Consider the following 11,101-nt stretch of genomic DNA (forward strand, 5'->3'; position numbering starts at 1 on the left):
GTCCAGAACGGAGGGGACGTCCCCGGCGATTTGGACGACCTCGTCGGGAGCGACGGTGCTGGCGCAGATCAGGACACCGGGGTAGGGCCCGTTGGCCAGCACTCCGTCCGGTCCGCGCAGCACGGTGCCGAGGGCTTCGCCGTCGGCGACGGTGCAGATGGCGGCGCTCGCGCCTGCGACGGCGTCAGCAGGGCGGGCCGCCGCGAAGGCGCCCGCCTTGACGAGCGGTTCGACCCGCTCCGCAGTGCGGTTCCAGACCCGAACCTGAACTCCCTGGTCGAGGAGGCGGGTGGCCAGGCCGGTGCCCATGGCGCCGAGTCCGAGGACGGCTATGGGGCCGTTGGTCGTACGCGTCATGACGCCGCCCCCACGGTCTCCTTGACGACCCGGAACCGGAGCGACTGCGTCGAGTCGACCCACTGGCGCAGCGGCGCGACCAGTTCGCGGTGCTCCTCGCTCTGCTGCCAGGCGAAGAACGCCTCGGGCGTCTCCCACTCACTGGTGATCACCCACTGACGGGAGTCGTCCACGGGTTCTCCCAGCCGCTCGACGATGTGGCCGGGGGTGCGGGCGACGGTCTTGCGGATCTTGTCGTACAGATCCAGGAACCCTTGCTCGCCGCCCTCGATCACTCGGACGGTGAAAACGACGGACAGCTTGTCGGCCGAATGGCCCTTCTGCTTGGTGCCCATGTCTCCTCCTGATGGTGAGATCCGGCAGGACACGACTCCTACCGACTCATGACCCCCGTGCGGCCGCAACTCCGAATGGGGGACGGGCCAGTCGGGACAAGGCCTTTACGCTGCGTTGTTGGTCTGTTGGGGTGAGTAGGGTGATGTTCCGTTTCGCGACTGTCGGACGCGGATGGCGTCACACGAACGGGGCTTTTCGCGACCCTTGCGAATCGGGGCGAATTCAGGCGGCGTTCGAAGGAAGAAGTCAGGACATAATCGGATTTAGCGATGCTTGCTGGCATAGTGCGGCCATGGAGATCACGACTGCCGGCAGCCGAGGCACCCACGGGGTGCTCCGGTGAAGGCGTCGTTCACACGCCCCCCGCGCGAACCGGCTGGGACGGAGGGCCCCCGTCGTGGCCTCCGTACCCGCCGCACGGCCCTCGCCGTCGCCCTCACCGGCGCCGTCGTGATCACTGGTGCCGCCGTGCTCATCAGCACCCTCCTCTACGGCGGCCACCGGTCCCCCGCCCACCCCGGCTCGCCCGCCCCCGGTCCGTCCGGCGCGTCGTCCGGCCCGGCCTCCTCCCCCGGCGCCCCAGGCATCGGCGACCCGCTCCTGCCGCTCGACGGCAACGGCGGCTACACGGTGCGCCGTTACATCATCGCCTTCGACTGGCGGGCACCGCGGACGCCCTTCGACGCCCGCACCACCATCAGCGCCACCGCCACGCAGGCACTGTCCCGCTTCAACCTCGACTTCGCGGGCAACACGCTGCACACGGTCACCGTCAACGGCGCACCGGCGACCGCCGTACGCGACGGCGACGAGCTCGTCGTCACTCCCGCGAAGCCGATCCTCGACGGCAGCGCCTTCACCGTGCAGGTCGCCTACACCGCCGATCCGACGCAGCAACGGCACCGCAGTGACGCGATCCAGGCGTACGGCTGGGTGCCCACGCCCGACGGCACCGTGCTCTGTCCGCAGCCCAACGGCGCCAAGATGATCTTCCCGGCGAACGACCACCCCAGCCTGCGGGCGCCGGTCACCTTCCGCATCACCACCCCGCCCGGCCTCAGCGCAGTGGCCAACGGCCGACTCGTCGAGCGCGTCCGGCGCCCCGACGGACGACTCCGGTGGACGTACGACTCCGAGCACCCGGTCGCGGCCCAGCTGATCCAGGTGGCGATCGGACGGTTCACGTTCGTCGACAGCACCGGCCCGCGCGGGCTGCCCGTCCGGGACGCGGTCCCCGGTGGCCTGGTCACCGACACCGAGGCCTACCGCTCGCTCACCTCCGAGCACCTGGCCTGGCTGGAACGGCGGCTCGGCCCGTACCCGTTTCGCCGCTACGGCGTGCTGGTCGGGGACACCGACCTGCCGGTGGCGCTGGAGACGCAGTCCCTGTCCGTCGTGCCGAGGTCCGATCTGCTGGGTGACCGGGTCGACGCCGAGCGCGACCTCGTGCACGAGCTGACCCACCACTGGACCGGCAACAGCGTCGCCATCCGGCAGTGGTCCGACCTGTGGCTGAGCGAGGGGCACGCCCGCTTCTACGAACGTCTCTACTCGGACGCACACGGTGGCATCAGCATCGAGGACGCGATGCGGGCGGCGTACGAGCAGCACGACCAGTGGCGTCACGACGACGGGGCGCCCGCCGAACCCACCGAGCCGACCCTGTTCAAGCAGATGCGGTACGACGGCTCGGCGCTGGTGCTCTACGCCCTGAGGGAGAAGGTCGGCGAGGAGACCTTCGACCGGATCGAGCGGTCCTGGGTGACGACGTACCGGGGCCGGGCCGCCGGCACGCGGGACTTCCTCACGCTCGCGTCCGAGGTGGCAGGCGAGGACCTCACCCCGTTCCTGACCCCGTGGTTGTACGGGGCACACACCCCGCCCATGCCGGGGCATCCCGACTGGCAGGTGGACCCGGTCCAGGACTGAGCCGGCACGCCGCCTGTACCGGACCCCACCGTTCGGCACGGGCACTTCGCCCCCTCCCTGCCGTGACGGACGTACTGCCGCCGACCGGTTGGCCTCTGCCGGGCGGCTGGTCCAGGACGGTGACAGTTGGCGCGACGTGGCGTGTCGGGCACGGAAACGTACGAGGGGTGGTGCGAAGGGCAACTCCGTTGTCCTGGTTGCGTCGAGCATGGTCGGAGGCCCCTGCAATGAGTGAACGTGCCGCCCCCCGTGTCCCCGGCGCCCTCCGGGGGCGCCGCCGGATCCTCTGGCTGACCGCGTCGGCGGCGCTCCTGATGTCACTGCTGGTGCCGCTGCTCAGCGGGCCGGCGGACGACGACGGCGGCGCGGCGGACGACCCGCGTCTGCAGGACGTCTTCACGGCCGCCGCACACGAATACCGGGTGCCGCGCAGTGTGCTCATGGGCGTGTCCTACCTGCAGTCGCGATGGGACTCCCATCCGGGCTCCCCGAGCGTCGTCGGCGGCTACGGACCGATGCACCTGGTGGACGCCCGCCAGGCCCGGACTGCACCGCACCGCGGGAGTGCCTCGCCGTTCGCGGGGCCACAGGCCTCACGCGAGGCGAACGCCCGGGGCAACGCCTCCGCACAGCCGGCCAACCTGCAACTCGCCGCCCGCCTGATCGGGGCGCCGGAGGAGCGGCTGCGCACGGACACCGAGGCCAACGTGCGCGGCGGAGCGGCACTCCTGGCAGCGACGCAACGACAGCTCGGCAAGCCGCTCAGCGCCGACCCGGCCGACTGGTGGGAAGCGGTTGCACGCTTCCCGGGCACGGGCGACACCGCATCGGCGCAGACGTACGCCAAAGACGTCTTCTCGGTGATCCGCCGGGGCGCGCACCGCACCACCGACGCAGGGCAGCACGTCACCCTCCCCGCCAACCCGGGCGTCATCCCCCGCCCGCAGGGCCCACAGCGGCCGAAGGACGTCGAGTGCCCGGCGGAGGTGTCCTGCTCCTGGCTCAAAGCGCCGTACGTCGAGATCGGTGACGACGCGTACGGCAACTACGACCCGGCCGACCGGCCTCGGGACCAGAAGATCGACTACATCGTCATCCACGACACCGAGGCACGCCTGCCGTCGATGCTCAAGACCATCCAGGAACCGACGGAGCCGTCGTGGCACTACTCGGTCCGCTCCAGCGACGGCCACATCACCCAGCACATCAGGACCAAGGACGCGGCCCGGCACTCCGGCAGCCAGTTCGTCAACGCCCGCTCGATCGGCATCGAGCACGAGGGATTCCTCACGCAGCCCGACACCTGGTACACGGAACAGATGTACCGGACCTCGGCCCGCCTCGTGCGCTACCTGGCGAAGAAGTACGACATCCCGCTCGACCGGCAGCACATCCTCGGCCATGACAACGTGCCGTCCCCGACCGCCTCGACCATCCCTCATATGCACGACGACCCCGGCCCGTTCTGGGACTGGCGGCACTACTTCGAGCTCCTCGGCGCGCCCCTGCGGGCCACGGCCGGGCGGGACAGTGCCATGGTGACCGTGCTGCCCGACTACGCCACCCACAAGCCGCCGTTCACCGGATGCACCGGCGACGGTGTGCCGTGCAAGCCGCACGGCTCCAGCGCCGTCCGCCTGCACACCGAGCCGAAGGAGGACGCCTCGCTGATCCAGGACCCGGGCCGCCGCCCGGACGGGGAGGAGTCCACGGAGGACGTCAACGACCTGGGGTCGCGGGTCTCGGCCGGTCAGTCCTTCGCGGTCGCGGGGCGCAGCGGCGAGTGGACGGCGATCTGGTACCAGGGCCGGAAAGCATGGTTCAAGAACCCCAGACTCCATCCGACGGCCGTCGGTACGACCGGCCGGATGGTGACTCCGAAGGACGGCCTGAGCGAGGTCACGGTGTACGGGCGTGCTCTCCCGGAGGAGGACGCGTACCCGGACGAGGTGTCAGCGCCGACCGAATCGCCGCTCCCGTACAGCTTCCTCGCGGGCCAGCGGTATGTGACACAGGGCCGCCTCGTCGGTTCCCACGTCGACAAGTCGTCCTCCGACGACACACCGAACCAGGTGGTGACGGGCGAGGAGGAGTACTACCAGATCCAGTTCGGCCACCGCCTCGCCTATGTCCGGGCAAGCGACGTGGACGTGGTGAGCGAGCCGGCCACGGCAGGACCACCGTCAGGCCCTGCAGCGCGCCGTCCCTCCCGGTGACGATGCCCCTCCCCCAGATCCGGCAGTCCCCGGCGACGTGTCAGTCCCAGAGCGCATACGTCACCGTGCGCGGCACCCTCTCCGGCCTGTCGCCGGGGTAGGTGAGCGTCATACGCGAGTAGCGCTGCAACTCCGGCTGCTTCTCCCACGGTTGCGGATCGTCGAGCCGGACCACGACGGGGTACGAGTGGAACCGGCCCGCCGCGCAGTACGGCCGGCAGTCGTTCACCGCGTTGAGGCCCACGGCCACCGCCGAGTCGGCGTGCCAGTGCGACCACCGCAGAGCGGTGAGGCGGCTGTTGCCGTCACCGCAGGCGAGGATGAAGTCGGCGGGGCGTACCTGGGACTTCCAGAAACAGTCGACGAGCACGGGGGACGCAGACCGCTGTGCCACGGACTGCGCCGTGGGCGGCGCGGCCGCGGGGGCAGCGGAGGCCGTGCCCATGGCCGCCGCGAGCGTCGCGACAGCACAGACCGCGGCCACCTTGGTCATCGCGAGTTCCCGCATATCCGCTCCTGGCCCGTCCGGATCCACACGTCGTGCACGTACCGACGCTACGACCGTCCCCAGGTATGCACCACTCGGACGGAGCAATGTCGCGCCGGTGCGCGCAGGGTCGCCTTACGGCCGAGCCTGCCCACAGGGCGGGAACCGGGCTGTGGTCCGTCGGCGTTGAGCAGTACACAAGGGAAGCAAGGGGGTGCCATGGTGTACGGATCGCACTACGGCCCTGGATCGCAGCACGGGCAGCACGGCGCGGCGCGCCCCGCGCCCGGGGCGCGCCTGGCGCGTGCCAGGGACGCCGGCTTGCTGATGGCCGGCTGGGTCGCCCTGCTGTGGGTGCTCGAGGTCGTCGACGCGGCGAGCGGCCACGCCCTGGACACGTTCGGCATCAGCCCGCGCGAGGTCGGTGAGCTGCGGGACATCGTGCCCGCCGCCTTTATGCACTTCGGCTTCGACCATCTCGCTGCGAACAGCGTGCCGCTGCTGGTTCTCGGCTTCCTTGCCGCACTGTCCGGCATACGCCGGTTCCTCGCCGTCGTCACCATGATCGTCCTCATCGGCGGCGTGGGTGTGTGGCTCACGGCACCGCCGCACTCCACGACCGCCGGTGCGTCCGGCGTCGTCTTCGGTCTCTTCGGCTATCTGCTGGTCCGCGGCTTCGTCGATCGCCGCGTCGGCGACATCGTCGTGGGCCTCCTCGTCGGTGCGGTCTACGGCTCGCTCCTGTGGGGCGTCCTGCCGACGGCTGCCGGGGTCAGTTGGCAGGGGCATCTCTTCGGGCTGCTGGGTGGGGTGGCTGCTGCCGTCGCGTTCCGGCGGCCGCGCGGCGCCTGACATACGGACGCGGGTTACTCACGTGTTGCGCGAACTCTTGACGCGCATCCCATGACTGCGTAGACATGACAGCGCAGTCATACAGCCGGCGTCCTACAGTCGGCATCGTCGGGGATGCGGCGCGGCCATCGGGAGATGCCATGACACAGGATGCGGGACGAGGCGGAAGTTCCCCGGTGCCGCGGAGCGTGGACGTGGCGCGGCGTGCGGGGGTCTCGCAGAAGACCGTGTCGAGGGTCTTCAACGACGAGCCCTACGTCTCCGCCGAGGTGCGCCGCAGGGTGCTCCAGGCCGCCGACGAACTCGGTTACCGGCGGAACAACGCGGCTCGGGCGCTGGCGTCCGGACGGACCCGTTCCATCGGTGTGGTCACCCTCGGGACGGCGCTGTACGGTCCCGCCTCGCTGCTCATGGGCATCGAGCGGGCCGTAAGGGACATGGGGTATGCGCTCCGGGTGGTCAACACGATGGAGGGCGACCCGGCGGGCGTCGCCGGTGCCGTGGACTCACTCCTCGATCAGGGCGTGGACGGCATCGTCATCTCGGAGCCGATCGACGAAGGCTCCGACGGCACCGTCGACGGCGCGGGCTCTCTCCGCGTCGACGTACCGGTTCTCGTACTCGGCGCACCACCGCTCTTCGCCGCCCCCCAGGTGGTGACGGCGGGCGTCGTGGCCGAGCTGCTGGCCCGGGTCGCCACGGAACACCTCCTGGATCTGGGTCACCTGACGGTCCATCATCTCGCTGGTCCCGGGCGCTGGTACGCCGCCCGGGACCGGCTGGAGGGGTGGCGGGCCGCACTGGCCGCACGCGGCCGGGACGCACCGCCGGTCGTGGAGGGCGACTGGTCGGCGGCGTCCGGATACGCGGCGGGCCGTGCGCTGGCCTCCGACGACGCCGTGACCGCGGTGTTCGCCGCGAACGACGACATGGCCATCGGCCTGATCCGCGCCCTGACGGAAGCCGGACGGCGCGTTCCGGACGACGTCAGCGTGGTCGGTTTCGACGACATCCCCGTCGCCGGCTATGTGACTCCTCCCCTGACCACGGTGCGGCAGCCGTTCGACGCCGTGGCGCAGGAAGGACTCAAGCGTCTTGTGCACGCCATCGAGAACCCGAACGCGGACCCTCTCCCGGCGAGCGACCCACCGGTCGACCTCGTCGTCCGCGCCTCGACCGCGCCCCCGCCGCCCCGGACGACCCCGGGCATGGGCGACGTACGACCTGAGCATGACCTGACGTAGCCCTCCGCACCCGCCTCCTTTCCGTCGCGCACTCCCCACCCCATCCCCCGGTGCAGCACGCCCTCGCCCTGCGTGCCACCGTCTCGTACCCCCAACACCCCAACGCATCTACGCCCCTCGGCGGGAGTTCACCATGCCCGGAATCTTCGCCAGCAAAGCCCCTGCGTCTGCCCGCATGAGCCGTCGGCTCTTCCTCACCACGACGGGAGCGGTGTCGCTGGGCGCCGCGCTGTCCGCGTGCGGCGGCAGCGGTGGCGGCACCGGCGGCGCGTCGTCCGCCAAGCCGGTCAGCCAGGCCGACATCGACAAGGCGATGAAGACGCCGACCGAGCTGACGTTCTGGACCTGGGTCCCGGACGTCGAGCAGGAGGTCGCGCTCTTCGAGAAGAAGTACCCCGCGATCAAGGTCAAGGTCGTCAACGCCGGCCAGGGCGTCGCCCACTACACCAAGCTGCGTACCGCGCTGAAGGCCGGAACCGGCGCACCGGACATGGTGCAGATCGAGTACCAGGCCATCCCCACCTTCACGATCACCAACAGCCTGCTGAACCTCGCCCCGTACGGCGCCTCGGCGCTGAAGGGCCGGTTCGTCGACTGGACATGGGGACAGGTCAGCGGACCCGACGGCGAGGTCTGGGCGATCCCCCAGGACACCGGACCCATGGGGATGCTCTACCGCAAGGACATCTTCGACCAGCACGGCATCCAAGTGCCCACGGCCTGGGACGAGTTCGCGGCCGCCGCACGCAAGCTCCACAAGGCGGACCCCGACGTCTACCTGACCAACCTCGCGGCGAACGAACCCGCCGCCTGGCACGGCCTGCTCTGGCAGGCGGGCGCCAAGCCGTATACGACCTCGGGCAAGAGCACTCTCGCCATCAGCGTCGACGACGCCGTCTCCAAGAAGCTCGGCGAGTACTGGGGCGGGCTCGCGAAGGAAGGCGTCATCAGCACCGACCCGGACTTCACCGATCCCTGGTACGCCGGGTTCAACAAGGGCAAGTACGCCACCTGGCTCACCGCGGCCTGGGGCCCGGCCTTCCTGTCCGGCTCGGCCAAGTCCACCGCGGGCAACTGGCGGGCGGCGCCGTTGCCGCAGTGGGACGCCGCCAAGCCGGTCTCCGGCAACTGGGGCGGCTCCACGACCGCAGTCACCGCATCCACCAAGAACCCGATCGCCGCGGCGCAGTTCGCCCAGTTCCTCAACAGCGACCCGGCGAGCGCCAAGATGTTCGCCACCAAGCAGTTCTTCTTCCCGGCGACCAAGGCCCTGCTCGCGGACGCGAGTTTCACCGGCAGCGCGCCCGCCTTCTACGGCGGCCAGAAGGTCAACCAGATCTTCGCCGACATCAGCGACACGGTCTCACCCGAGTTCCAGTGGCCGCCGTTCCTCGACCAGGCGGCGACCGACTGGACCGAGACCGTCGGCAAGTCCCTCGCCGCCAAGTCCGACACCGTCGCCGCGCTCGGCACCTGGCAGTCACGGCTCACGACGTACGCCAAGAAGCAGGGCTTCACGGTCAAGGGGGCCTGATGATGCCGGCCACCCCCGCGGCCTCCCACAAGGCCCGCTCACGCGTGGGCCGCGGCGCTGCAGGACCTCTGTTCGTTGCCCCGTTCCTGATCCTCTTCCTCCTGCTGTTCCTCGCCCCGCTCGGCTACGCCGCCTACCTCAGCCTCTTCCAGGAACAGCTCATCGGCGGCACGGTCTTCGTCGGCCTGGACAACTACGTCACCGCCCTCAAGGACCCGCTCCTCCTTCGCGGCGTCGGACGCGTGGCCCTGTTCTTCGTGATCCAGGTGCCGCTGATGCTGCTGCTGGCCCTGCTCTTCGCCCTCGCCCTGGACAGCGGCCTGCTGCGGCTGGCGCGCGTGATCCGGCTGGGCATCTTCGTGCCGTACGCGGTCCCGAGCGTGGTCGCCACGCTCATGTGGGGCTACCTCTACGGCCCCGACTTCGGCCCGTTCGCCCAGCTGAGCCGGAACCTGGGCCTGCCGGCCCCGCACTTCCTCAGCGAGGGCTGGATGCTGGGCAGCCTGGCGAACATCGTGACCTGGGAGTTCGTCGGCTACAACATGATCATCCTGTACGCGGCCCTGCGGACCATCCCGCACGACCTGTACGAGGCGGCCGCGATGGACGGCGCCGGCGTCTGGCGCATCGCCTGGTCGATCAAGCTCCCGGCGCTGCGGCCCGCTCTGCTGCTGACCCTGCTGTTCTCGGTGATCGGCAGCTTCCAGCTGTTCAACGAACCGAGCCTGCTGATGAAGATCGCCCCCGACGTCATCAGCAGCTCCTACACCGCCAACCTCTACGCCTACTCCCTCGCCTTCACCGGCCAGCAGGTCAACTACGCGGCCACGGTGTCCTTCCTCCTGGGCCTGGTCATCGTCATCGCCTCCTACGCCGTGCTGCTCACCGCGAACCGCAGGAGGGCAAAGTGACCACCACGATGCCGCAGGCCACGACCGCACCGGCCGACCCGGCCCCCACCGCACCGAAGCGGCACCGGTCCGCTTCCCGCCGCCGCAGCACCCCGCTGACGATCGCCATGCTGGCGGCCCTGGCCTACTTCCTCCTCCCACTGTTCTGGCTGCTGGTCGCCTCGACCAAGAACACCCAGGACCTGTTCGACAGCTTCGGCCTGTGGTTCTCCCGTGCCCCGCAGCTGCTGGCGAACATCAGGGAGACCTTCACCCAGGACGAGGGCGTCTTCGTCAACTGGCTGCTCAACACCGCCGTGTACGCCGTCGTCAGCGCACTCGGCGCCGCCCTGCTCGCGGCCGCCGCCGGGTACGGCTTCGCCAAGTTCCGCTTCCGTGGCGACCGTGCCGCCTTCAACCTCGTACTCGGCGCCATCATGGTCCCGGCCACCGCGCTGGCGATCCCGACCTATCTGCTGTTCGCCAAGGTCGGCCTGGTCAACACGCCTTGGGCGATCATCCTGCCCTCGCTGGTCAATCCCTTCGGCCTGTACCTGATGCGCGTATACGCCGCCGACGCCGTTCCGGACAGCCTCCTGGAGGCCGCCCGCATCGACGGGGCCGGGGAGGCACGGATCTTCTTCCGAATCGCCCTCAGGCTGCTGGCCCCCGGCCTGGTGACCGTCCTGCTCTTCACGCTCGTGGCGACCTGGAACAACTACTTCCTGCCGCTGATCATGCTCAACGATCCGAGCCTGTAACCCATCACGGTCGGCCTCTCCTCCTGGGCCGCCCAGGCGCAGAACGGCGGGGCCGGCGCCAGCAGCGACATGCTCCCGCTCGTCGTGACCGGCTCTCTGATCTCCATCGTGCCGCTCGTCATCGCCTTCCTCCTGCTCCAGCGCTACTGGCAGAGCGGTCTGGCGACCGGAAGCGTCAAGCAGTAACGCCCCTACTTTCTGGAGGTTCCCTTCATGGCGGATCTGCCCGCCCGCGTCCTGTTCGGCGCCGCGTACTACCACGAGTACACGCCCGCGTACGACCCCGAACTGCGGCCCGACGAATGGCTCAAGACCGACCTCGACCTGATGGCCGAGGCGAACTTCACCGTGATCCGCGTGGGCGAGTCGGTCTGGTCGACCTGGGAGCCGGAGAACGGGCGCTTCGACCTCGACTGGCTCCAGCCGGTCCTCGACGGCGCCCACGAGCGCGGCATCTCCGTCATCATCGGCACGCCGACATACGCCGTGCCTCCG

The 11,101-nt window shown here is 70.0% G+C and carries 10 protein-coding genes and 1 pseudogene; 8 read left to right on the forward strand and 3 right to left on the reverse strand.

Going from position 1 to position 11,101, the window contains the following annotated elements:
- On the reverse strand, positions 1–357 hold a 357-nt coding region (locus tag ACTWQJ_RS36000), incomplete at its 3' end, for an NAD(P)-binding domain-containing protein (protein ID WP_443310662.1).
- On the reverse strand, positions 354–692 hold the full coding sequence (locus tag ACTWQJ_RS36005; protein ID WP_129803178.1) for an antibiotic biosynthesis monooxygenase family protein: 339 nt from the start codon (positions 690–692) through the stop codon (positions 354–356). The genes ACTWQJ_RS36000 and ACTWQJ_RS36005, both read right to left, overlap by 4 nt.
- A 340-nt stretch (positions 693–1,032) precedes the next feature.
- Here ACTWQJ_RS36005 and ACTWQJ_RS36010 point away from each other — a divergent pair, with 340 nt between their 5' ends.
- Both ACTWQJ_RS36010 and ACTWQJ_RS36015 read left to right on the forward strand, forming a co-directional pair.
- Positions 1,033–2,622, forward strand: a complete 1,590-nt coding sequence (locus ACTWQJ_RS36010; RefSeq protein ID WP_443310663.1) for a M1 family metallopeptidase — start codon at positions 1,033–1,035, stop codon at positions 2,620–2,622.
- Between the two features lie 227 nt (positions 2,623–2,849).
- Positions 2,850–4,838 carry an N-acetylmuramoyl-L-alanine amidase gene (locus tag ACTWQJ_RS36015; protein WP_443310664.1) on the forward strand — a complete coding sequence of 663 codons (1,989 nt, stop codon included), beginning with the start codon at positions 2,850–2,852 and terminating at the stop codon, positions 4,836–4,838.
- A gap of 40 nt (positions 4,839–4,878) precedes the next feature.
- On the opposite strand, the gene ACTWQJ_RS36020 is transcribed toward ACTWQJ_RS36015, so the two are convergent.
- Positions 4,879–5,346: a hypothetical protein gene (locus tag ACTWQJ_RS36020; RefSeq protein WP_443310665.1), complete on the reverse strand. Its 468-nt coding sequence runs from the start codon at positions 5,344–5,346 to the stop codon at positions 4,879–4,881.
- Between the two features lie 306 nt (positions 5,347–5,652).
- On the opposite strand from ACTWQJ_RS36020, the gene ACTWQJ_RS36025 reads away from it, so the two are divergent.
- The 6 genes and pseudogenes from ACTWQJ_RS36025 to ACTWQJ_RS36050 all read left to right on the forward strand — a co-directional run.
- Positions 5,653–6,177, forward strand: a complete 525-nt coding sequence (locus tag ACTWQJ_RS36025) for a rhomboid family intramembrane serine protease (RefSeq protein ID WP_443310670.1) — start codon at positions 5,653–5,655, stop codon at positions 6,175–6,177.
- A gap of 140 nt (positions 6,178–6,317) precedes the next feature.
- Positions 6,318–7,421, forward strand: coding sequence for a LacI family DNA-binding transcriptional regulator (locus ACTWQJ_RS36030; RefSeq protein WP_443310666.1), 1,104 nt, complete (start codon positions 6,318–6,320; stop codon positions 7,419–7,421).
- Between the two features lie 175 nt (positions 7,422–7,596).
- Positions 7,597–8,955 (forward strand): ABC transporter substrate-binding protein, encoded by a 1,359-nt coding sequence (locus ACTWQJ_RS36035; RefSeq protein ID WP_443310667.1) that lies wholly within the window; start codon positions 7,597–7,599, stop codon positions 8,953–8,955.
- The gene (locus tag ACTWQJ_RS36040) at positions 8,955–9,866 is read left to right on the forward strand and encodes a carbohydrate ABC transporter permease (RefSeq protein WP_443310668.1); all 912 of its coding nucleotides are present in this window, start codon (positions 8,955–8,957) and stop codon (positions 9,864–9,866) included. Before ACTWQJ_RS36035 ends, ACTWQJ_RS36040 begins: the two co-directional genes overlap by 1 nt.
- A gap of 8 nt (positions 9,867–9,874) precedes the next feature.
- Positions 9,875–10,792: pseudogene (locus ACTWQJ_RS36045) on the forward strand (carbohydrate ABC transporter permease).
- Positions 10,793–10,819: 27 nt separating this feature from the next.
- Positions 10,820–11,101 (forward strand): beta-galactosidase (locus tag ACTWQJ_RS36050; RefSeq protein ID WP_443310669.1); only part of this gene is annotated, 282 nt, incomplete at its 3' end.

Source organism: Streptomyces sp. KR55 (assembly GCF_052245645.1).
GTDB lineage: Bacteria > Actinomycetota > Actinomycetes > Streptomycetales > Streptomycetaceae > Streptomyces > Streptomyces flavusporus.

What these genes read in the sequence shown, in the direction of transcription:
- ACTWQJ_RS36040 (WP_443310668.1), top strand. Translation starts at nt 8,955, where the DNA reads ATGATGCCGGCCACCCCCGCGGCCTCCCACAAGGCCCGCTCACGCGTG.
- ACTWQJ_RS36035 (WP_443310667.1), top strand. Translation starts at nt 7,597, where the DNA reads ATGAGCCGTCGGCTCTTCCTCACCACGACGGGAGCGGTGTCGCTGGGC.
- ACTWQJ_RS36030 (WP_443310666.1), top strand. Translation starts at nt 6,318, where the DNA reads ATGACACAGGATGCGGGACGAGGCGGAAGTTCCCCGGTGCCGCGGAGC.
- ACTWQJ_RS36020 (WP_443310665.1), bottom strand. Translation starts at nt 5,346, where the DNA reads ATGCGGGAACTCGCGATGACCAAGGTGGCCGCGGTCTGTGCTGTCGCG.
- ACTWQJ_RS36015 (WP_443310664.1), top strand. Translation starts at nt 2,850, where the DNA reads ATGAGTGAACGTGCCGCCCCCCGTGTCCCCGGCGCCCTCCGGGGGCGC.
- ACTWQJ_RS36025 (WP_443310670.1), top strand. Translation starts at nt 5,653, where the DNA reads ATGGCCGGCTGGGTCGCCCTGCTGTGGGTGCTCGAGGTCGTCGACGCG.
- ACTWQJ_RS36005 (WP_129803178.1), bottom strand. Translation starts at nt 692, where the DNA reads ATGGGCACCAAGCAGAAGGGCCATTCGGCCGACAAGCTGTCCGTCGTT.